Source organism: Nocardia sp. CA-136227, from assembly GCF_050955695.1.
Taxonomy (GTDB): Bacteria; Actinomycetota; Actinomycetes; order Mycobacteriales; family Mycobacteriaceae; genus Nocardia.
The window spans coordinates 2,878,600-2,898,511 of record NZ_CP192081.1 but is presented as its reverse complement, the minus strand read 5'-3'; the positions used below and the strand labels follow the sequence as shown (position 1 = coordinate 2,898,511).

Genomic DNA, 19,912 nt, shown 5'->3' with positions numbered 1-19,912 from the left:
GTCGCGGCGATGCACTGACGAGCCCCTGACCTCGGGTTAGCATGACGCAATGGCATTGGGCACCTATCAGCCGCCCTGGCTGCGGACCGTTGACCTGGGCGAGCGGTTCCGCACACTCGTCCAGTGGTGGGCGGAGCCGCATCGGGTGCGGCGCGGGGTCCAGGCCTATCGCGATCTGCTCGCGGTCACCCCGGCGTGTATCGCCTACGCGTTCACCTTGTTCATCACCTGGTGGACGCTGCGCGGGGCGAGCGACATCGTGGGCCGGCGGCTGATCTTCTCGGCCTCCACGAATCTGCGCAATATGCAGCGGGATCCGATCCAGGTGCTGGTGGCCTCGGCGTTCTGGACCGATGGCGGGTTCCCCTGGACCGATATCGTCATTCTGATCACCTTGATGGCGCTGGCCGAACGCTGGCTGGGGTCGCTGCGCTGGATCGTGGTGGTGGCCATCGGCCATGTCGGCGCGACCCTGATCACCGTGCTCGGCATCGCGCACAAGCTGGACAAGCAGCTGATCCCGACCCGGGTGGCGTTCGCCTCGGATGTCGGTCCCAGTTACGGCATCTCGGCGATGCTGGCGGTGCTGACCTTCCGGCTGCGGGGTCCGGCCCGCTGGGTGTGGGCGCTGGCCATGCTGGTCTGGTACGGCTTCGGGGTGTGGCACGGGCGCACGTTCACCGATTACGGCCATTTCTTCGCGCTGCTCATCGGTTTCGCGGTGGGCGCGGTCGCGGTGGCGCTCTCGCACCGGCTGATCACCGTCCGCGAGCGCAAGGCGGCGAAACGGAATCCGGCGCAATCCGCCGATGCGGCCGGAAGCAGCACGAATTCAGCTGGGGACCGGGTCGATCCGCCCACGGTTGCGCTGGACCAGCCGGATGGTGGGCTCGACCAGGCGGGCCACGATCGGGCCGAGCACGGCCATCATTAGCACGTAGGCCGAGGCCAGCGCCGCCAGTCGCGGATCGACCCCGCCGACCGAAACCGCCAGCCCGGCAATGACGATGGAGAACTCGCCGTGCGCCACCAGGGCCGCACCCGATCGCGCCCGGCCCATCCTCCGTATCCCCTGTCGTGAGGCCGCCCACCACCCGGTGGCCATCTTGGTCAGCGCGGTCACGACGACCAGCAATATCGCCCACCCCAGCACCGGTGGGATCGCGGTGGGATCGGTATTGAGCCCGAACGCCACGAAGAAGATGGCCGCGAACAGGTCTCGCAGCGGTTCGAGGAGTTTGGCCGCCTCCTGCGCGGTGGATCCGGAGATGGCGATGCCGAGCAGGAACGCCCCGACCGCCGCCGACACCTTCAGCGCCGAGGCCGCGCCCGCCACCAGCAGCGCCGCGCCGAGCAGCTTGAGCAGGAATACTTCCCGATCGTTGCTGTCCACGATGGCCGATACGTAGCGGCCGTAGCGCAGCGCCACGATGAGCACCACGGTGATCGCCACCAGCGCGATGGCCAGCGACCGCAGTCCGCTGACGAAGCTCAGCCCGGCCAGCATCATGGTGAGGATCGGCAGATAGACCGCCATGGCCAGATCCTCGAACACCAGGATGGACAACACCACCGGCGTCTCGCGGTTACCGAGCCGCCCGAGGTCGTTGAGCACCTTGGCCACGATGCCCGAGGACGAGATGTAGGTGACGCCGCCCATGGTGACCGCGCCGACCGCACCCCACCCGAGCATGAGCGCCACCAGCACGCCGGGCGTGGCATTGGCGACGATGTCGATCAGACCCGCGACCCAGGAGCGGCGCAGCCCGGTCACCAATTCGGCGGCGGTGTACTCCAATCCGAGCAGCAGGAGCAGCAGCACCACGCCGATCTCGCCGGCCATGTGACCGAATTCGGTCGCGGCCTTCATCTTCACGATGCCGCCCGAACCGAAGGCCAGGCCGCCCAGCAGATAGAGCGGGATCGGCGACATGCCGAAGCGAGCGGCCAGACGGCCCAGCATGCCGAGCGCGAACAAGATCGCGCCGAGTTCGAACAGGGCTAGGCCGGTCGAGTCCACCGGGCTCAGCCGTCGGCCAGGATGCGAGCGGCCGCGTCCAGCCCGTGCGGAGTTCCGACCACGACCAGGATGTCGCCGGAGTCGAGCACCTGATCCGGACCCGGCGACGGTTGCACCTGCCCCGCCCGCATGATCGCGACGATGGAGGCCTTGGTGCGGGTCCGCATGCCGGTCTCACCGAGCATGCGCCCGCGGTACGGCGAGCTGCCGCTGATGCTGAGCTGGCGGGTGGTGATCCCGGGCAGGTCGGAGTGCTCCTCGCGGAGCTGCTGCACCAGCTGCGGCGCGCCGAGCAGATTGGCCAGCACCGCGGCCTCGTCGGGGGCCAGCGGCACCTGCGCGATGCAGGCGTCCGGGTCGTCGCGCTGGGAGACGATCAGGTCGATTCCGCCGTCCCGGTGCGCGACGACTCCGATCCGCCGGCCCGATCTGACTTCGAAGTCCTTGCGGACACCGATACCGGGCAGGGCAGTCACATCGACGTTCACGGGTCCAGATTAGGACAACGCGCGCGAATAGCGGGGAGCTGCGTCCGGGGCGTGATCAGTTCGCTTCCAGCGGGGCGAAGCCGCCGTCGGGTCCGGGCAGGAAATCGGTCACCGCGGTGACGGCCGTCAGCGGCAGCGGGCCGTACAGGTGGGGGAACAGCATGGAGTCCGGATCGGTGGGCACGCCCGGCTCCCATGCCACCGGCGAGCCGAGCGCGGCGGGATCCAGGTGCAGCAGGACCAGATCGGTGCGGCCGGCGAAGAGGCGATTGGCGGGCAGGTGCGCCTGGTACGGGGCGGACAGGTGGATGAATCCGGCCTCGGCCAGCGACGGCGCGCGGTATTCGCCTGCGGCGCGGGCGTTCTCCCACTCCTCGCGGGAGCAGATGTGCAGCAGGGTGGCCGGTGTCGTGTCCTGTTCGATTCCCACCCGTCCAATCTAGGCGAGGGCGGCTCAGTACGGCTGGGGCCGGACTCGACGATGACGCGTTCCACGCTATTGCAGCTTTGCCCATTTTTCGCCAGCCCGCCGAGCGCGATGCCGGCCGCGGCTCGATCCAGGTCGGCGTCGGACAGCGCCACCGCCGCCGACTCACCGCCGAGATCCAGGCAGCACGGAAAGCGAATACGGGCCGCACCAGGCACCTTACCGGCCGGTAACGGCAGTGCGGACGCCCGGAGTTTGCGAGACTTCCCGAGTGACGGAAGAGTTGGCGCGGATTCGTTCCATCACCAGCACCGCGCTGCTGGCCGATTTCGCTGTGGGCCGCGGCATTCCGCTGGCCGACGTGCTGCGCGGCAGCGGCATCCGCGAACCCGCCCTGCACGACCCGTCGACCGAAATCACCATGGCGCAGGAGTACTCCGTCATGGCCAATGTCGTCGCCGCCACCGACGACGAACCCGGCATGGGGCTGCTCGCCGGACTGCTGTGCCATCCGCCGTCCATGGGTGTGCTCGGCTTCGCGCTGATGAGCAGCGCCAGTCTGCGGCACGCGATGGACATCGCCCTGCGCTACGCGGACCTGTCGTTCACCACCGCCCGCCACTCCCTCGACACCCGCGGCACCCAGGTCTGGATCCAGCGCGACGACAGCGCACTGCCCGCCGAGATCCGGCGCTTCGCCCTGGAACGGGATCTGGCGGCCATCGCCACCGTCCAGCAGGACCTGATTCCGATCCGCGTCCCCGCCGTCCGCGTCGAGCTCTACATCGGCGCCCACCCCATCTACGAGATGTTCGGCGCGGTCTTCGGCGTCGAGGACGTGCGCTTCTCGATGCCGCAGTCCCGCATGGAGTTCCGGGCCGCCACCCTGGAAACCTCACTCCCCCAGGCGAACCTGTCCACCGCCCGCTTCTACGAGCAGCAGTGCGCCGACCTGATGGAGTCCCGGCGCAGCCGCTGCGGCCTCAGCGGCCGGGTCCGCCAGCTGCTCATCCGCCACGGCGGCTCCGCCGACCAGACCCGCATCGCCGCCGACCTCGACGTCAGCGTCCGCACCCTGCGCCGCCGTCTCGCCGAGGAGGGCACCACCTTCCGCGAACTGAGCCTGGAGACCGTCGGCATCCTCGCCGAGGAGCTGCTCATCGCCGGCCTCACCGTCGAGCAGGCCGCCGACCGACTCGGCTACGCCAGCGTGTCCGCCTTCACCTCCGCCTTCCGCACCTGGAAGGGCCAGTCACCCGGCCACTTCGGCCGCGCCCACCGCGGCCGCCACGTGGTGCGGTCGTGACGCTGCCGTTCGCGGCGTGACGGTGCGATCGTGACGGTGCGGCGCGCCGCACGACGGTGCGGCATGGCGGTGGGCGCGGGCACGCGTGAAGGTCCGGATGTGCGGGCGCGCGGTTACCGGAACTCCTTACCGACCCTGACCCGCGTCCGGTAACTTCCGGCGCGTCGATGCTGGTCAGCGGAGCGCGCGGGGCATCTGGTAGACCGGCAGGTACGACTTCGCTACCCGACCGTTCGAGGAACCATGAACCCCTCCACCATCATGTCCGCGCGCGACCTCGAGTTCCTGCTCTACGACTGGCTCGACGTGGAGTCCCTGACCACCCGGGACCGCTTCGCCGACCACTCCCGCGACACCTTCGACCAGGTGCTGCGTCTCTGTCAGGATCTGGCGGCCACCTACTTCGCTCCGCACAATCGCGAGAGCGATCTGCACGAGCCCACCTTCGACGGCGAGCGGGTGCACATCATCCCCGCGGTCGGCAAGGCGTTGCAGGCTTTCGCCGACGCCGGAATGATCGGCGCGGCAATGGATTACGAGGTCGGCGGGATGCAGCTGCCGCACTCGGTCTACACCGCGTGCATGTCGTGGTTCCACGCGGCCAATGTCGGCACCGCCGCGTACGCGTTGCTCACCACCGGCAATGCGAATCTGCTTGCCGCGCACGGCAGCCCGGAGCAGATCGACGCCTATGTGCGTCCGATGCTGGAGGGCCGCAGCTTCGGCACCATGGCCCTGTCGGAGCCGCAGGCCGGGTCCAGTCTGGCCGACATCACCACCCGGGCCGTGCCCGCGGCGGACGGCTCGTATCGGGTGTTCGGGCGCAAGATGTGGATCTCCGGCGGCGACCACGACCTGTCGGAGAACATCGTGCACCTGGTGCTGGCCCGCACCCCGGGCGCGCCGGAGGGCACCCGCGGCATCTCGCTGTTCGTGGTGCCGAAGTTCCTGCCGGACGCCGACGGCAAACCGACCGTGCACAACGATGTCGTGCTGTCGGGCATCAATCACAAGATGGGCTGGCGCGGCACGGTGAACACCGCGCCGGTGTTCGGCGACGGCAACTTCACCCCGGGCGGCGAGCCGGGCGCGGTCGGCTATCTGGTGGGCAAGCCGAATCATGGACTGGCGCAGATGTTCACGATGATGAACGAGGCCCGCATCGGGGTCGGTCTGGCGTCCACGGCGCTCGGCTACACCGGCTACCTGAAGTCCCTCGACTACGCGCGCACCCGTCCGCAGGGCCGCCCGGTCAGCGCCCGCGGCGGCGGGCAGGTGCCGATCATCGAGCACCCGGACGTGCGGCGCATGCTGCTGGCGCAGAAGGCCTATGCCGAAGGCGCGCTGGCGTTGCAGCTCTACTGCGGCAAGCTGGTCGACGAGCACCGCACCGCGGCAACCGAATCCGGCCGCGACCGGGCGGGCACGCTGCTGCGGATCCTCACCCCGATCGCCAAGTCCTGGCCCAGCCAGTGGTGCCTGACCGCCAACGACCTGGCCATCCAGATCCACGGCGGCGCCGGCTACACCCGCGACTACGACGTGGAACAGCACTACCGCGACAATCGCCTCAACCCGATTCACGAAGGCACCCACGGCATTCAGAGCATGGACCTGCTCGGCCGGCAGGTCACCCTCGACAACGGCGCGGCCTTGACGACCCTGCTGGAGACGATGGCGGCCACCGTCTCGACGGCCCGCGGCACCGGCGACGCCGAGCTGGCCGGATTCGGCGAGGCCCTGGAGGCCGCCATGGGCCGGCTGGCCGCCACCACGGCGGGCCTGTGGGGCACGGGCAACCCCGAAGCGGCGCTGACCAATTCGGCGGTCTATCTCGAGGCGTTCGGCCACGTGGTGCTGGCCTGGATCTGGCTGGAGCAGGCGGTGGCCGCCCACGCCCTGCCCGAGTCGGCCTTCGGCCACGGCAAGCGACTGGCCGCCCGGTACTTCTTCCGGTGGGAACTCCCCCGCACCGCACCGCAATTCGACCTGCTCGACTCCGGCGATCGCACCACCGTGGAACTCGACGAATCCTGGTTCTGAACACGCCGGGCGGCACGGCCGTTCGCGACGGGCGAACGATGCAGGAAGCGCATACCCCCTGAAGGTATCGAAGCCCCAGGTGAACGCGAGGTCGCGCCGGTCGCGGCCCGGTCTCCGATTCAGCCGCCTTGATTACGGTTTGCTGGCGCACAGGGCACGACAGCCAATCGGAGTGTGAGTGTCAGTGCGCCCGGGTAGTCTCCGGATAGACAACTCGATCAGCGTGTTCGAACGGGAGGTTCCTCCGTCCTGAAGGGCAGTCACCAGGACCTGTTCGCTTTCAGCGAAATCCCAGGTCGTGTTACTGAAAACACACGGGAAACTGCACGGGAACAAAGTCCTCTCGCCGAACGTCTGACAGAGTAGTCAACAAGCCACTGCTGGGAAGTAGCGGTAGCGAGGTTCGCGGAATGGTCCGCGGGCCCCCACACCAGGCGAACGGTGCGTGAACACCCAGAGCCAGGACGGAGGAGTCATGCCAGGAACCCTGACAAGCACCCCACTGACCGCGGTCGATCGTTGCGACCGCTGCGGGGCGGCTGCGCGCGTGCGCGCTACCTTGCCCGCAGGTGGAGAGTTGCTCTTCTGCCAGCATCACGCCAATGAGCACATGGACCGCCTTCGTGCGCTCGAGGCCGTGATCGACTCGGAGTCGGCACCGGCGCTGTAACAGCTCCTCCCAACTCACGACAATTCCATCTTCCCAACAGAAAACCCCGAAAGCGGGCGACCGGCAGGTCGCCCGCTTTCGCTATGCATGACCGCTATAAAAAGTGGTAGCGGTCACAAATGTGGCCGAAGACACGTGAAAAGTACTGCGCGCAACGCGAGAAGCGTCATGTGCGCCCGGCGAGTCCGGCCGGGTACAACGGATGGGTGCCGCAGACCTCGCAAGCCACCTACCTGCAGGATCGTCATATGGTCGCGCTCTGGACGTGGACCGGCCACGGTCCCGGAAGCGCGCCGCGTGAACTGGGCGAGGTGCAGACCCTCGCCCTGGCCGTCCCGGACCGCGACGGCATCGGCGTCGCCGACGTGGAATGCGCTCTGGTGGAACCGGAACGGTTATGCACTCTGGCTATCGCGAATCCCGGCGAATCGATACACCGATTACGAGAGGCCCTCGACACGGACATCGAGACCCGCCTCCTGCCCACGGCCGCGCACGCCGTGCCCAACGCCACGGGAACGGCCGTGGCGTCCGCGGCGCGGACGCTGCGAGCGCTGCGGGACACAGTCACGCTGAGTGCCGAGCTGCGCTCCGGACTGAAGGCCGAGCTGCGGCCGTATCAGGCACGCGGCATCACCTGGCTGCGTGAGACGACCGCCACACACGGCGGCGCGGTGCTGGCCGACGAGATGGGCCTCGGCAAGACCGTGCAGGCCATCGGCTACCTCCTCGGGAAGGCCGCGGACGGGCCACAACTCGTAGTGTGTCCAACATCACTCGTCGGCAACTGGGCGCATGAGATCGAGCGGTTCGCGCCCGGACTGCGGGCCGTGGCCTGGCGCGGCGGCGACGCCCCGGACGCGGACGCGGGCGCCATCGTGGTGACCGGCTACCCGACCCTGCGCGGGCACGGCGAGGCCCTGACCGGGCAGCGCTGGGCGAGCGTCGTTTTCGACGAGGCGCAGGTGCTCAAGAATCCGCGCACCCAGGTCGCCAAGGCGGCGCGGGCGATTCCCGCCGACGCGCGCATCGCGTTGACCGGCACGCCGGTGGAGAACCACCTCGACGAACTGTGGGCACTGCTGAACCTGGTCGTGCCCGGCGAGTTCACCCACAAGGCGCAATTCCGGCGACGGTTCGTGCGGCCCATCAGCGAAGGCTCGGCGAGTGCGGTGCTGCGCTTGCGCGACGCCCTCGAGCCGATCGTGTTGGGGCGCCGCAAGACCCAGGTCGCCGCGACCCTGCCGCCCAAGATCCACACCGACCTGGTGTGCGACCTGACCGCGGAACAGGAACGGATCTACGACCAGCTGCTGGAACGCGCCGAGGCCCAGGGCTTCGGCAGCGGCTCGCAACGGCACACCCGGGTACTGGCCGTGCTCACCGAACTCAAGCAGGTGTGCAACCACCCCGGGCTGATCACCGGCGACCTGAGCGAATTGGCCGGGCGCTCCGGCAAATTCGACGTCTGCTCCGACATCCTGGCCGGCAACCTCGACAACGACTCCCCCACACTGGTGTTCACCCAGTACCGCAAGACCGGTGAGCTGCTGGTCCGGCACTGCGCCGAGGAGTTCGGGATAGCGGTGCCGTTCTTCCACGGCGGACTCAACGCCGAACAGCGCGCCGAGCTCGTCTCCGGTTTCCAATCCCCGGACGGCCCACCGATCCTGGTGCTGAGCCTGCGCGCCGCGGGCACCGGCCTGACCCTCACCCGGGCCGCCGACGTCGTGCACTACGACCGCTGGTGGAATCCGGCCGTGGAGGCGCAGGCCTCCGATCGCGCGCACCGCATCGGGCAGACCCGCACCGTCACCGTCACCACCCTCACCTCGGGCACCACCATCGAGGAGCACATCGCCGGCATGCACGACCGCAAGTCCGCGCTCACCGACCTCACCGACGCGGCCGGGGTCGCCGAACTCGCCCGCCTCGACGACGAACGACTCCTGGAACTGCTGCGCCGGAAGCGGGGGAACTGATATGGCCGACAATGAATTCGGATACACCGCCTGGGGCAAGGACTGGGTCCGGCTCGCGGAACCGTTGAACCTCACCAAACCCGAGCCGCTGCTCCCCCGCGCCCGCAGTATCGCCCGCAACAACGGCGTCCGCACCGAGATCGAGGGCACCGTGGTCCGCGCCCACATCCACCGCGGCTCCGAAGCCTCGGTGACGCACCTGGAACTGACCTCGTTCCCGCGCGCCACCATCGACGCCATCGCCGTTGTGGTCCCCGCCGACAGCCTCACCCTCGGCGACGACCTGCACGCCGCGGTCCTCGCCGCGGGCATCTCGGTCACCCCGATCCTCGCGGCCACCGACTGCTCCTGCCGCGCCCGCAACGCCCGCTGCCTGCACATGCTGGCCGCCTGCTACGCGGTCGTCCGGCTGATCGACGAAAACCCCTGGCTCGCCTTGGATCTCCAGGGCTACCGCCTCGACCCGCCCGCCGCCGACACCGAAGCCCCGGTGTCGATTCCCCGCTGGACACCAATCGACGCCCTCGACCCGGCGGTCTATTTCGGCTGATCGTTCGGCCGACCCGCCGTCCGGCCTACTCGGGGCGGCGGGCGCGGAAGCGGAAGTTGGTTGCCGCGCTGCGGACTTCGATGTCGGTGAAACCGACGCGGGAGAGGCGGGCCCGCATCGTGGCGGGCGGGACCGGGACGCAGGTATCGCCGAGATGGATGAGCCGGAAGGTGGGGCGGTCGATGCCGTCGCTGCCCGCGAAGACGCCGCCGGGGCGCAGGACCCGGAAGGCCTCGGCGAAGAGCTCGTCCTGGAGGGCGGGGGTGGGGACATGGTGGAGCATGGTGAAGCTGACCACGGAGCTGAACTCGGTGTCGGGCAACGGCATCGCGGTGGCGTCGCCCTCGATGATCCGCATCTTGCCGGCCTTGCGGGTGCGCAGGCGGGCGGCCAGCGCCGGGTCGATCTCGAGGCCGGTGAGGGCGGGGACGCGGGTGCGCAGGGTGTCGACGTTCGCGCCGTAGCCGGGTCCGATCTCGAGGGCGTTGTCGCCGAGGTCCATGCCCCGCAACGCCCACGGGACGATCTGGTTCGCGCTGGCCCGCTCCCAGGTGCTCGAACGGCAGAGTAGCTGGTGAAAGTAGTTCATCCCCATGGCCATAACGCTAGGGCGAGGCGCACGTGGCCACGAGAGACTACAGTGACAGATTATGTCGCCAAACGGCCAGACCCGGGTGCTGGCCCCGCCGTCGGGGCCGACCGCCATGGTGTTCGGCCTCGGCACGCTGCCCGCCGGGTACTGGTTCGACGAGCACGAGCACGAACAACACCAGATCGCCTGGGCCGCACGGGGAGTGCTGACCGTCGAGACCCCGGGCGGGCACTGGGTGCTGCCGCCGACGCGCGCCCTGTGGATCCCGGGCGGGACGGTCCACCGGACCGGCACCCTCGACGGCGCGATCATGCACGGCATCTTCCTGACCCCCGAGCGGTCGCCGGTGCACTACCCGGACCCGGTGATGCTGCGCGTGGATCGGCTCCTGCACGAACTGTTCCTGCACCTGACCGCGACCACCACCACCGACGCCCAGCGCGAGCGCACCGAGGCGGTCGTCTTCGACCTGCTCGATCCGGTGGAGGTGATCCCGATCGGCGCGCGCACCCCCGAGGAGCCGCGCACCCGCCGCGTCGCCGAACTGCTGCGCGCCGACCCGGCCGACCAGCGCACCCTGGCCGAGCTGGCGGAGGCGGTCGCCACCAGTGCCCGCACGCTGGCCCGGGGCTTCCTCGCCGAGACCGGAATCACCTTCGGCCAGTGGCGAACCCAGCTCCGCCTCGCCGCCTCACTGCCGCTGCTGGCCTCGGGTCTGCCGGTCGCCCGGATCGCGGCCCGCGTCGGGTACTCCACCCCGAGCGCCTACGTCGCCGCCTTCCACCGCGAGGTCGGCGTCTCCCCCGCCCGATACTTCACCCGCTGACCGTCGAACCCGAACCTGTCGGCCCTCGCGGCTATCGTCGGGGCATGGCGAAGTCCACGTACACGTTCACCGCCGAGCTCTGGGAATGGGAAGCCCAGGCCGCGTGGCACTTCGTGAGCCTGCCCGAGGCCATCACCGACGAGATCGACGAACTCTACGGCCACACCGCGGCCGGATTCGGTTCGGTGAAGGTGAAAGTCACCGTCGGAACCAGCCGCTGGTCCACCTCGATCTTCCCCGACAGCAAGCGCGGCACCTACGTGCTGCCGATGAAGAAGGCCGTGCGCACCGCCGAAGGGCTGGCCGCTGGCGACCCCGTCGAGGTCGAGCTACAGATCGCCTAGGACCACGACACCGCTCGTGTCACCGGCCCCGGCTCACACCCGTCGCAGGGCGGCGATCCGCTGGGACAGCTGGTCGGCGGTCGCCAGTGCGGTCGGCGGGCCGCCGCATTCGCGGCGCAGGTCGCCGTGGATGACGCCGTGCGGTTTGCCGGTGCGGTGGTGGTGCATGGCGACCAGACTGTTGAGTTCGCGGCGCAATTCACCCAGGCGGTCGGCGGTGGCGGCGCGCTCGGCGGCCGCCTCCACGCCGGCCCCGGACGGGCGGGCCTCGGCGGCGGCGCTGCGGTCCTGGAGTTGGCGGGACTGGCGTTCGCGCAGCAGCGCGCGCATCTGGTCGGCGTCGAGCAGGCCCGGGATGCCGAGGTAGTCGGCCTCCTCGTCGCTGCCGGAGAAGGTGGCGGTGCCGAAGGAGTCGCCGTCGTAGATGACCTGGTCGAGTTCGGCGTCGGCGGCGAGGGCGATGAACTTCTTCTCCTCCTCGCCCGGCTCGTCCTTCTGCTTGTTGGCGTCGATGAGCAGTTCGTCCTCGAGACCGTCGGCCTCGCGGTGCGGTTTGCCGATGACGTGGTCGCGCTGCAGTTCCAGCTGCGCGGCCAGGTCCAGCAGCACCGGCACCGACGGCAGGAACACGCTCGCGGTCTCACCGGCCTTGCGGGCACGCACGAAACGGCCGATAGCCTGCGCGAAGTACAGCGGGGTGGAGGCGCTGGTGGCGTACACGCCGACCGCGAGCCGCGGCACGTCGACGCCCTCGGACACCATGCGCACCGCGACCATCCACGGGTCGGTGTTGTTGCTGAACTCGCCGATGCGGTCCGAGGAGTCCGGATCGTCGGACAACACGATGGTCGGTTTGGTGCCCGAGATGTGTTCCAGCAGTTCGGCGTAGTCGCGCGCCTTCTCCTGGTCGGTGGCGATCACCAGGCCGCCCGCGTCGGGCATGCCGGTGGCGCGCAGCTGCCGCAGCCGGGTGTCGGCCGCGGTGAGCACCTTCGACATCCAGTCACCGGCCGGGTCCAGGGCGGTGCGCCAGGCCCGCGCGGTCTGTTCCGCGTTCAACGGTTCGCCCAGTCGCGCCGAGTACTCCTCGCCCGCGCTGTCCCGCCAATGCGCCTCGCCGGAGTAGGCGAGGAACACCACAGGTCTGACGACGCCGTCGGCGAGCGCCTCGGAGTAGCCGTAAGTGTGGTCGGCGCGCGACTTCTCGAACCCGGACTCGTCGGCCTCGTAGGTGATGAACGGGATCTTCGAGTCGTCGCTGCGGAACGGCGTACCGGTCAGGTGCAGTCGGCGGGTGGCGTCGCTGAACGCCTCCTCGACCGCCTCACCCCAGCTCTTGGCGTCGCCGGCGTGATGGATCTCGTCCATGATCACCAGCGTCTTGCGGTTCTCGGTGCGCACCCGGTGCTTGAACGGATGCGACGCGATCTGCGCGTAGGTGACGACCACACCGTGATAGTCCGACGAGGTGGAACCGGTCGAGTTGGAGAAGTTCGAATCCAGCTGGATCCCGGTGCGCGCGGCCGATGCCGCCCACTGGTGCTTGAGGTGCTCGGTGGGCGCGACCACCGTCACCTGGTCGACCGTGCGGTCGTTGAGCAGCTCGGCGGCCACCCGCAACGCGAAGGTCGTCTTACCCGCGCCGGGCGTCGCGACGGCGAGGAAGTCCCGTGGCTTGGCAGTCAGATACTTCGTCAGCGCCCTGCGTTGCCATGCACGTAGCGAACCGCCACCACCCGAAGTCACTCGGAAGAGATTAGCGAGTGCGACCGACTGCTTTCCAATCCGACACAGCCCCTTCGAGTGCCGCACGACACATTGCGGGTCCCATCCCATTCGAAGCCCTGGTAGGCGATGCTTAGGCCACGATGAACGCGCACGACGAATCTCCGCAACACGCCGACGCGTCCCCGCCCGGCACCCCCGTCGTGCTCGCCGACACCCGCTGGGGCCGCGTCCGGCAGCTCGTCACGCATGTGGCGGCCAAGGCGTGGAATGACGCCATCTTCGCCAAATCGGCGGCGGCCGCCTTCTGGCAGACGCTGTCGCTGGCCCCGCTGCTGCTGGGTCTGCTCGGCAGTCTCGGCTATGTCGGGCACTGGTTCGGGCCGAACACCGTGAACATCGTGCAGTCCAAGATCGTGGCCTTCGCGCGGAAGGCGTTCAGTCCCAGCGTGGTCGACACCCTGGTCCAGCCGACCGTGAACGACGTGCTGCAACGCGGGCACGGCGGGGTGGTGTCGGTGGGCTTCGTGCTGTCGCTGTGGGCCGGATCCTCGGCCATGGCGACCTTCGTCGACGCGATCACCGCCGCGCACGGCCAGGCCACCGCGCGCCACCCGGTCTGGCAGCGGATCTTCGCGCTGCTGCTCTACGTCGGCTTCCTGATCGTGGCGGTGCTGATCCTGCCGCTGATCGCACTGGGCCCGACCCTCATGGGCCGGGTCCTCCCGCACGGCTGGCGCGAACCGGGCCTGCGCCTGATCGACGCCTTCTACTACCCGGGCACCGGTCTGCTGCTCATCGTCGGGCTGACCTTCCTCTACAAGACCGCGCTGCACCGCACCCTGCCGTGGCATCGCCTCTTCGGCGGGGCGCTGGTCGCGGGCGTCTTCTTCATGGCCGCCAGCGAGGGCCTGCGCCGCTACCTGGCCTGGATCACCCGCACCGGCATCTCCTACGGCGCGCTCGCCGCCCCGATCGCCTTCCTGCTGTTCACCTTCTTCCTGGGCTTCGCGATCATCCTCGGCGCGGAGTTCAATGCCAGCGTGGAGGAGCTCTGGCCCGCCCGCGCCACCCGCTGGGATCAGCTCCGCCACTGGTGGCAGTCGCGCAGACCGCCCGCGCCGGAATCGAGTGATCCGGAGCCCGGGCGATCACCTGAGCCGGGCGGGTCACCCGGGCCGCAGAGCCGCGAACCAGTCCAATAGTTCGGGGCGGTCGACGGCTCCGTGTGCGACGACCTCGCCGGGATCGCGGCCCTGGAAGAGTTTCTTGAGCGGGACTTCGAGTTTCTTGCCGGTCCGCGTGTGCGGGATGCCCGGGGCGGCGATGATCTCGTCGGGTACGTGCCGCGCCGAGAGTTCGCTGCGGATGGCCGTATTCACCCGGTGGCGCACCTCGTCGGTCAACTCGGCGCCATCGGCGAGCACCACGAACAACGGCATCCAGTAACCGCCGCCGGGCTGCTCGACGCCGAGCACCAGCGCGTCGTCGATCTCGGGCAGGGCGCTCACGGCTCGGTAGATGTCCGCGCTACCCATGCGAATCCCGTTGCGGTTGAGGGTGGAGTCCGAACGGCCGTGCACGATCACGCTGCCGCGCTCGGTGCGGGTGATCCAGTCGCCGTGCCGCCACACACCGGGGTAGGCGTCGAAGTACGCCTCGCGGTATCGGGCGCCGTCGGGGTCGTTCCAGAATCGCAGCGGCATCGACGGCATGGGCGCGGTGATCACCAGCTCTCCCACCTCGCCTCTGGTGGGGCGGCCGTGTTCGTCCCAGGAGTCCAGCGCCACACCGAGATAGGGGGCGGACAGCTCCCCGGGCCAGACCGGCACCGTCCGCACGCCGCCGACGAAGGCCGACACCACGTCGGTGCCGCCGCTGATCGAGGACACCGACACGTGCTGACCCACGGCGTCGCGCACCCAGAGTGAGGACGATGGTGGCAGTGCCGCACCCGTGACGCCGACCGATCGCAGGGCTGACAGGTCATGGTCGCGGCCCGGCACCGCGCCGGCCTTCTCGCAGGCGAGCAGATATCCGGGGCTGGTGCCCACCACGGTCGCGCGGGTGCGGGCCGCCAACCGCCACAACTCGTCCGGCGCGGGGTGGGCGGGGCTGCCGTCGTAGCAGACGATGGTGGCCCCGACGAGCAATCCGGCGACCTGGTAGTTCCACATCATCCAGGACGGGCTGGTGTACCAGAAGAAGGTGTCCTCGGGCCCGATATCCGATTGCAGGGACAGCGATTTCAGGTGTTCGAGCAGCACGCCGCCGTGCCCGTGCACGATTCCCTTCGGTTTTCCGGTGGTGCCCGAGGAGTACAGGACCCACAGCGGATGGTCGAAATCCACTGCCACCGTGTCGATCCCGGACCCCGCGTACTCCATCGAGGCGGCGCTGTCCCAGGTGAGGGCGCCGTTCACCACGAGCCCGAGCCGGGAAATGGCCACGGTCGCCCGCAGCGTGGGCAATCCGGCGCGCAACGCCGCGATCTCGTCGCGCTTGTCGTGCGTTCTGCCCGCGTACCGGTAGCCGTCCGCGGTGATCAGCACGGTCGGCTCCAGCTGCCCGAGCCGGTCGAGCGCGGCCTGGGCCGAATAGTCCTGCCCGCAGACACTCCAGATCGCGCCGATGCTCGCGCTGGCGAGGAAGGCGATGACCGTCTCGGCGATATCGGGCAGGTACCCGGCCACCCGATCCCCGGGTCCGACACCCAGGGTGCGCAGCGACCGGGCGAGCGCGCCTGTGCGGGTGAGCAATTCCGGCCAGGACAGCTCAACCGGCGGGGCATCCTCACGCAGCGTCACGATGGCGGGCCGATCGGTGCGCGCTTGCCGCACAACCTGATCGACGTAATTGACCGTGGCGCCGGGGAACCAGCGGGCTCCCGGCATGGAGTCGTCGGCCAGCACCGCACCGGGCACGTCGCCGAGCTCGAACCAGTCCCACACCGCTCGCCAGAAGCCGGGCAGATCGTCGACCGACCACTGCCACAGCGCTTGGTAGTCGGGCAGGCGCACGCCGGTGCGTGTGGTGACGAACCGCGTGAACCGGGTGATCCGCGCGTCCTCGATGACGTCGAGGCCCGGTGTCCACTGCGGCTCGTGGCCGGCCGCCGGTGCGAAGATCCCTGTCATCGTGCGCTCCATCCACCGTCCATGGTGTACGAAGCTCCGGTCACCATGCCCGCCATATCGGAGGTGAGCCAGCCGACCAGCGAGGCGACCTCCTCCGGTTCGACGAGCCGTTTGATCGCGCTCTCGGTCAGCATGACGGTCCGCACCACCTCCTGCTCGGCGATCCCGTGCGCCTTGGCCTGGTCGGCGATCTGCTTGTCCACCAAGGGGGTCCGCACGTAGCCCGGATCGACGCAGTTGCTCGTGATCCCGAACGGCCCGCCCTCCAACGCCGTCACCTTCGACAGACCTTCGAGGGCGTGCTTGGCCGTCACATACGCGGATTTGAAGGCCGAGGCGCGCAGGCCGTGCACGGAGGAGACGTTGACGATCCGCCCGAACCGCTGCCGCTGCATGTGCGGCAGCGCGGCGCGGGTGAGCAGGAACGGCGCCTCCACCATGAGCGCGAGCATGGTCCGGAATCGTTCGGGCGGGAATTCGGTGATGGGAGCGACGGTTTGGACGCCGGCATTGTTGACCAGGATGTCGATATCCAGTTCCAGGTTCTCCAGGGCGGCGACGTCGGACAGGTCGACTTCCCATGCGGTGCCGCCGATCTCGGTGGCCACCGTCTTGGCGGCCACCCCGTCGATGTCGGCGACCCGCACCGCCGCGCCGCGCCGGGCCAGTTCCCGCGCGCACGCCGCGCCGATTCCGCTCCCGCCGCCGGTGACCAGCACCGTTCGCCCGTGCAGGTCACTCTCGCCGCGATCACCCGGGCTCATGCGCTCACCGTCTTCGAATCAGCCTGCGTCGCGGTCTCTTCCGCGTCGGCGCGGTCGACGGCCTCGAGGTCGAGGCCCTTCGTCTCCTTCGCGCACAGCACCGCGATCACGGTCACCGCGCACGCGGCGGCGAGGTACACGGCGATCGGCACCGCGGACTTGTAGACGTCCAGCAGCTTCACCGCGATGATCGGCGCGAGCGAACCGGCCACGATGGAGGTCACCTGATAGCCCAGGGACACACCGGAATACCGCATCCGGGTGGGGAACATCTCGGCCATGATCGCCGGCTGCGCCGCGTACATGAGGGCGTGGAACACCAACCCGATGATGACGGCGAGCAGGATCAGGGCATTGTGCTTGGAGTCCATCAGCGCGAATCCGAAGAAGCCCCAGGTCCCCGCCGCCAGCGCGCCGATGAGATAGATCGGCTTGCGCCCGTATCGATCGCTGAGCCGCCCCGCCAGCGGGATGACCACGAAATGCACGGCGTGCGCGGCCAGCAGCCACCACAGGATCACCTTGGTGTTCGCCCCGACGTGCACCTTGAGATAGGTGATCGAGAAGGTGACGACCAGGTAGTACATGATGTTCTCGCCGAAGCGCAGGCCCATCGCCGTGAACACACCGCGCGGGTACCGCTTCAGCACCTCGAACGGGCTGAACGAATCGGCCTTCTCCCGCTCGGCCTGCTGTTGCGCCGCAAGGAAAATGGGCGCGTCGGTGATCTTGCTGCGCACGTAGTAGCCGATCAGCACCACCACCGCCGAGAGCCAGAAGGCGACCCGCCAGCCCCAGGACAGGAACGCCGCGTCCGACAGCGACGAGGTCAGCACCAGCAGCACGACGGTGGCGGTCATGTTCCCGAGCGGTACCGCCGCCTGTGGCCACGACGCCCAGAACGCGCGCCCCCGGCTCGGGCTGTGCTCGGCCACGAGCAGCACCGCGCCGCCCCATTCGCCGCCGATGGCGAAGCCCTGGATGAACCGCAGTGTCACCAGCAGCACCGGAGCCAGGTAGCCGACCTGCGCGAAGGTGGGCAGGCAGCCCATCAAGAAGGTGGCCGCGCCGACCAGCACCAGGCTCAGCTGCAGCAGCTTCTTGCGACCGTGCCGATCGCCGAAGTGCCCGAACACGATTCCGCCGATCGGGCGCGCCGCGAAGCCGACCGCGTAGGTGATGAACGCGGCGAGGATGGCATCCAGATCGCTGGTGCCCTTGGCGAAGAACACCTTGTTGAACACCAGCGTCGCCGCGGTGCCGTAGAGGAAGAACTCGTACCACTCCACGACGGTGCCGGCCATGGAGGCCGCCACCACCCTCCGGAGTGCGGCGGGACCGGTTCCCGCCTGCCGCACCGCTTCTCGGACGCTCATGCCTGATCTCCTTCACACACGGGCCGCGTTGTGACGCAGCCCACAGCACTGAAGGAGAGTATTCGTGCAGACCGAAGTCGCTGCAATGACCACTTTCGCAACCGATGTCTGCAAATATGCAGAAATGAGCGCGACCTCCGCCACCCCGAGCCCCGACGATCTGCTGGTGCTGCTCGCGGTCGGTCGCAGCGGTCGATACGTCTCCGCGGCCGACGAACTCGGCATCAACCACACCACGATCTCGCGCCGCATCGCCGCGCTCGAACGGGCGCTCGGCGGACGGGTCCTGGACCGCGGCTCGGGGGGATGGGAACTCACCGATCTGGGCCGTGCGGCCCTGCGGGCCGCCGAATCCGTCGAATCCGCGGTCAAATCCCTCACCGGTGCGCGCGGCGAGCGCGTGCTGGAAGGCGTGGTCCGCATGTCGGCGACCGACGGTTTCAGCGCCTACCTGGCCGCCCCGGCGATCGCGGACATCCAGCGTCTGCACCCTCGGATCAGCGTCGAGATCGTCACCGGCACCCGGCGCGCGTCCCCGCAGCGCTCGGGCCTGGATCTCGAGATCGTGGTCGGCGAACCCCGGCTCCGCCGCGCCGAGGCCCTGCGCCTCGGCGATTACGTCCTGGGCCTGTACGGGTCCCGGGCCTACCTGGCCGAGCACGGCGCTCCCGCCTCGGTCGCGGACCTGCCGGACCATCCCCTGATCTACTTCATCGACTCCATGCTCCAGGTCGACGACCTGGACCTGGCCTCCGGATTCGCCCCGGCCATGCGCGAATCCATCTCCTCCACCAATGTTTTCGTCCACGTGGAGGCGACCCGGGCCGCCGCGGGCCTGGGCCTGCTGCCGTGTTTCATGGCCGACCGCCACGCCGACCTGGTGCGCGTACTGCCCGACCAGGTCGGCGTCCGCCTCACCTACTGGCTGGTCTCGCGCGCCGAGACGCTGCGCCGCCCCGAGGTGGCCGCGGTGGTCGAGGCCCTGCGCGCCCGGGTGCACGCGGAGGCCGACGCCTTGCTCGGCACCTTCGGGACGCGGCCGAGCGCCTGATTCCGGCTACTTCATCAGGCGCAGCAGCCCGAGTTCCGGCTCGAGCGCGCCGTCCTGGCCCAGGGCGAGGAAATCCGCCTCCACCGCCGAGCGCTCCAGCACTCCTGCCCGCACGGCTCGGTAGCGGACGAAAGACCAGACGAAGACGTCGAGATTGTCGAAGCGGGTGCCGCCCTCGACCACCTCTTCCTCGTGAAACCACACGGCCACTTGACCATTGGTGAGCACCACGTACAGGTTGCCGCCGCCGTCGGCGCCGACAGAGTACACGTCGTCGTCGGTCAGCTCGGTGGCGTAGTCCGAATCGAGGATGCCGCAGTCGTTTCCGGCGAAATCGAAGGCGTAGGACCAGTCGAAGATGTCGAGGAATTGCGGCATGCGCCCGGAGCGGACGCGATCGTCGAAAGCGGCCAGGGCGGCCGCGTGCTCGTCGTCCAGACGTGCGAGGAACGGCTCGACCGGGCGGGATTCCTCCGGCACCGCAACGGTTTCCGCGTCCGGGAACCAGCGCGCCAGATCGTCGTCGAGATCGCGATCGATATAGCCGACCAGGTCGGCGGGGGTGAGACTCACGCCGGGATTGTAGGCCCCGGCCGTCCGACACCGTCCAT

The 19,912-nt window shown here is 69.2% G+C and carries 19 protein-coding genes and 1 pseudogene; 10 read left to right on the top strand and 10 right to left on the bottom strand.

All coding sequences use genetic code 11. The features are described from left to right. The first annotated feature begins 49 nt into the window (after window positions 1-49). Window positions 50-934: a rhomboid-like protein gene (locus ACQP06_RS13160; protein WP_433672473.1), complete on the top strand. Its 885-nt coding sequence runs from the start codon at window positions 50-52 to the stop codon at window positions 932-934. Here ACQP06_RS13160 and ACQP06_RS13155 read toward each other — a convergent pair. From ACQP06_RS13155 to ACQP06_RS13140, 4 genes and pseudogenes are all read right to left on the bottom strand, one after another. Next, window positions 833-2,020 carry a cation:proton antiporter gene (locus ACQP06_RS13155; protein WP_433672472.1) on the bottom strand — a complete coding sequence of 396 codons (1,188 nt, stop codon included), beginning with the start codon at window positions 2,018-2,020 and terminating at the stop codon, window positions 833-835. The two genes, ACQP06_RS13160 and ACQP06_RS13155, sit on opposite strands and share 102 nt — an antisense overlap. Before the next feature lie 5 nt (window positions 2,021-2,025). Beyond that, window positions 2,026-2,508 (bottom strand): cation:proton antiporter regulatory subunit, encoded by a 483-nt coding sequence (locus ACQP06_RS13150; protein WP_433672471.1) that lies wholly within the window; start codon window positions 2,506-2,508, stop codon window positions 2,026-2,028. Between the two features lie 55 nt (window positions 2,509-2,563). Next, window positions 2,564-2,932 carry a DUF952 domain-containing protein gene (locus ACQP06_RS13145; RefSeq protein WP_433673309.1) on the bottom strand — a complete coding sequence of 123 codons (369 nt, stop codon included), beginning with the start codon at window positions 2,930-2,932 and terminating at the stop codon, window positions 2,564-2,566. Between the two features lie 59 nt (window positions 2,933-2,991). After that, a pseudogene (locus ACQP06_RS13140) lies at window positions 2,992-3,153 on the bottom strand (aldehyde dehydrogenase family protein); the annotation flags it as partial. A gap of 53 nt (window positions 3,154-3,206) precedes the next feature. Here ACQP06_RS13140 and ACQP06_RS13135 point away from each other — a divergent pair. The 5 genes from ACQP06_RS13135 (at window position 3,207) to ACQP06_RS13115 (ending at window position 9,486) form a co-directional block, all read left to right on the top strand. Then, window positions 3,207-4,241: an AraC family transcriptional regulator gene (locus ACQP06_RS13135; RefSeq protein WP_433672470.1), complete on the top strand. Its 1,035-nt coding sequence runs from the start codon at window positions 3,207-3,209 to the stop codon at window positions 4,239-4,241. A 243-nt stretch (window positions 4,242-4,484) separates the two neighbouring features. Next, window positions 4,485-6,284 (top strand): acyl-CoA dehydrogenase, encoded by a 1,800-nt coding sequence (locus ACQP06_RS13130; protein WP_433672469.1) that lies wholly within the window; start codon window positions 4,485-4,487, stop codon window positions 6,282-6,284. A 475-nt stretch (window positions 6,285-6,759) separates the two neighbouring features. Further along, a complete protein-coding gene (locus tag ACQP06_RS13125; protein ID WP_364689144.1) occupies window positions 6,760-6,954 on the top strand; it encodes a DUF7455 domain-containing protein in 195 nt (64 codons plus the stop codon). A gap of 248 nt (window positions 6,955-7,202) precedes the next feature. Next, a complete protein-coding gene (locus ACQP06_RS13120) occupies window positions 7,203-8,936 on the top strand; it encodes a DEAD/DEAH box helicase (protein ID WP_433673308.1) in 1,734 nt (577 codons plus the stop codon). A gap of 1 nt (window position 8,937) precedes the next feature. Then, window positions 8,938-9,486 carry a hypothetical protein gene (locus ACQP06_RS13115; RefSeq protein ID WP_433672468.1) on the top strand — a complete coding sequence of 183 codons (549 nt, stop codon included), beginning with the start codon at window positions 8,938-8,940 and terminating at the stop codon, window positions 9,484-9,486. 25 nt (window positions 9,487-9,511) lie between these two features. Here ACQP06_RS13115 and ACQP06_RS13110 read toward each other — a convergent pair whose 3' ends face one another. Beyond that, window positions 9,512-10,081 carry a class I SAM-dependent methyltransferase gene (locus ACQP06_RS13110; protein WP_433672467.1) on the bottom strand — a complete coding sequence of 190 codons (570 nt, stop codon included), beginning with the start codon at window positions 10,079-10,081 and terminating at the stop codon, window positions 9,512-9,514. Window positions 10,082-10,136: 55 nt separating this feature from the next. Here ACQP06_RS13110 and ACQP06_RS13105 point away from each other — a divergent pair, with 55 nt between their 5' ends. Together ACQP06_RS13105 and ACQP06_RS13100 are read left to right on the top strand one after the other, a co-directional pair. Continuing rightward, the gene (locus ACQP06_RS13105; protein ID WP_433672466.1) at window positions 10,137-10,904 is read left to right on the top strand and encodes a helix-turn-helix domain-containing protein; all 768 of its coding nucleotides are present in this window, start codon (window positions 10,137-10,139) and stop codon (window positions 10,902-10,904) included. Between the two features lie 44 nt (window positions 10,905-10,948). Continuing rightward, window positions 10,949-11,248, top strand: coding sequence for a DUF1905 domain-containing protein (locus ACQP06_RS13100; RefSeq protein WP_433672465.1), 300 nt, complete (start codon window positions 10,949-10,951; stop codon window positions 11,246-11,248). Window positions 11,249-11,281: 33 nt separating this feature from the next. Here ACQP06_RS13100 and ACQP06_RS13095 read toward each other — a convergent pair whose 3' ends face one another. Next, window positions 11,282-12,994, bottom strand: coding sequence for a DEAD/DEAH box helicase (locus ACQP06_RS13095; RefSeq protein WP_357093597.1), 1,713 nt, complete (start codon window positions 12,992-12,994; stop codon window positions 11,282-11,284). A gap of 122 nt (window positions 12,995-13,116) precedes the next feature. Between ACQP06_RS13095 and ACQP06_RS13090 the strand changes: the two genes are divergently transcribed. After that, entirely contained in the window at window positions 13,117-14,178 is a 1,062-nt protein-coding gene (locus ACQP06_RS13090) for a YihY/virulence factor BrkB family protein (protein WP_433672464.1), read from the top strand. On the opposite strand, the gene ACQP06_RS13085 is transcribed toward ACQP06_RS13090, so the two are convergent. From ACQP06_RS13085 to ACQP06_RS13075, 3 genes are read right to left on the bottom strand one after another with little or no spacing between them, the layout of a single operon-like run. Continuing rightward, on the bottom strand, window positions 14,143-16,110 hold the full coding sequence (locus tag ACQP06_RS13085) for an acetoacetate--CoA ligase (RefSeq protein WP_433672463.1): 1,968 nt from the start codon (window positions 16,108-16,110) through the stop codon (window positions 14,143-14,145). The genes ACQP06_RS13090 and ACQP06_RS13085 overlap by 36 nt on opposite strands. Continuing rightward, on the bottom strand, window positions 16,107-16,874 hold the full coding sequence (locus ACQP06_RS13080; RefSeq protein WP_433672462.1) for a 3-hydroxybutyrate dehydrogenase: 768 nt from the start codon (window positions 16,872-16,874) through the stop codon (window positions 16,107-16,109). Before ACQP06_RS13080 ends, ACQP06_RS13085 begins: the two co-directional genes overlap by 4 nt. Continuing rightward, window positions 16,871-18,250 (bottom strand): MFS transporter, encoded by a 1,380-nt coding sequence (locus ACQP06_RS13075; RefSeq protein WP_357283040.1) that lies wholly within the window; start codon window positions 18,248-18,250, stop codon window positions 16,871-16,873. The genes ACQP06_RS13080 and ACQP06_RS13075 overlap by 4 nt, the downstream gene beginning before the upstream one ends. Window positions 18,251-18,374: 124 nt before the next feature. On the opposite strand from ACQP06_RS13075, the gene ACQP06_RS13070 reads away from it, so the two are divergent. Beyond that, entirely contained in the window at window positions 18,375-19,301 is a 927-nt protein-coding gene (locus tag ACQP06_RS13070; protein WP_357283038.1) for a LysR family transcriptional regulator, read from the top strand. A gap of 6 nt (window positions 19,302-19,307) precedes the next feature. Here ACQP06_RS13070 and ACQP06_RS13065 read toward each other — a convergent pair whose 3' ends face one another. Continuing rightward, the gene (locus ACQP06_RS13065) at window positions 19,308-19,874 is read right to left on the bottom strand and encodes a hypothetical protein (RefSeq protein WP_433672461.1); all 567 of its coding nucleotides are present in this window, start codon (window positions 19,872-19,874) and stop codon (window positions 19,308-19,310) included. Window positions 19,875-19,912 lie beyond the last annotated feature (38 nt).

What these genes read in the sequence shown, in the direction of transcription:
- ACQP06_RS13125 (WP_364689144.1), top strand. Translation starts at nt 6,760, where the DNA reads ATGCCAGGAACCCTGACAAGCACCCCACTGACCGCGGTCGATCGTTGC.
- ACQP06_RS13160 (WP_433672473.1), top strand. Translation starts at nt 50, where the DNA reads ATGGCATTGGGCACCTATCAGCCGCCCTGGCTGCGGACCGTTGACCTG.
- ACQP06_RS13075 (WP_357283040.1), bottom strand. Translation starts at nt 18,250, where the DNA reads ATGAGCGTCCGAGAAGCGGTGCGGCAGGCGGGAACCGGTCCCGCCGCA.
- ACQP06_RS13110 (WP_433672467.1), bottom strand. Translation starts at nt 10,081, where the DNA reads ATGGGGATGAACTACTTTCACCAGCTACTCTGCCGTTCGAGCACCTGG.
- ACQP06_RS13070 (WP_357283038.1), top strand. Translation starts at nt 18,375, where the DNA reads ATGAGCGCGACCTCCGCCACCCCGAGCCCCGACGATCTGCTGGTGCTG.
- ACQP06_RS13080 (WP_433672462.1), bottom strand. Translation starts at nt 16,874, where the DNA reads ATGAGCCCGGGTGATCGCGGCGAGAGTGACCTGCACGGGCGAACGGTG.
- ACQP06_RS13130 (WP_433672469.1), top strand. Translation starts at nt 4,485, where the DNA reads ATGAACCCCTCCACCATCATGTCCGCGCGCGACCTCGAGTTCCTGCTC.
- ACQP06_RS13100 (WP_433672465.1), top strand. Translation starts at nt 10,949, where the DNA reads ATGGCGAAGTCCACGTACACGTTCACCGCCGAGCTCTGGGAATGGGAA.
- ACQP06_RS13085 (WP_433672463.1), bottom strand. Translation starts at nt 16,110, where the DNA reads ATGACAGGGATCTTCGCACCGGCGGCCGGCCACGAGCCGCAGTGGACA.
- ACQP06_RS13115 (WP_433672468.1), top strand. Translation starts at nt 8,938, where the DNA reads ATGGCCGACAATGAATTCGGATACACCGCCTGGGGCAAGGACTGGGTC.
- ACQP06_RS13090 (WP_433672464.1), top strand. Translation starts at nt 13,117, where the DNA reads ATGAACGCGCACGACGAATCTCCGCAACACGCCGACGCGTCCCCGCCC.
- ACQP06_RS13105 (WP_433672466.1), top strand. Translation starts at nt 10,137, where the DNA reads ATGTCGCCAAACGGCCAGACCCGGGTGCTGGCCCCGCCGTCGGGGCCG.
- ACQP06_RS13120 (WP_433673308.1), top strand. Translation starts at nt 7,203, where the DNA reads ATGGTCGCGCTCTGGACGTGGACCGGCCACGGTCCCGGAAGCGCGCCG.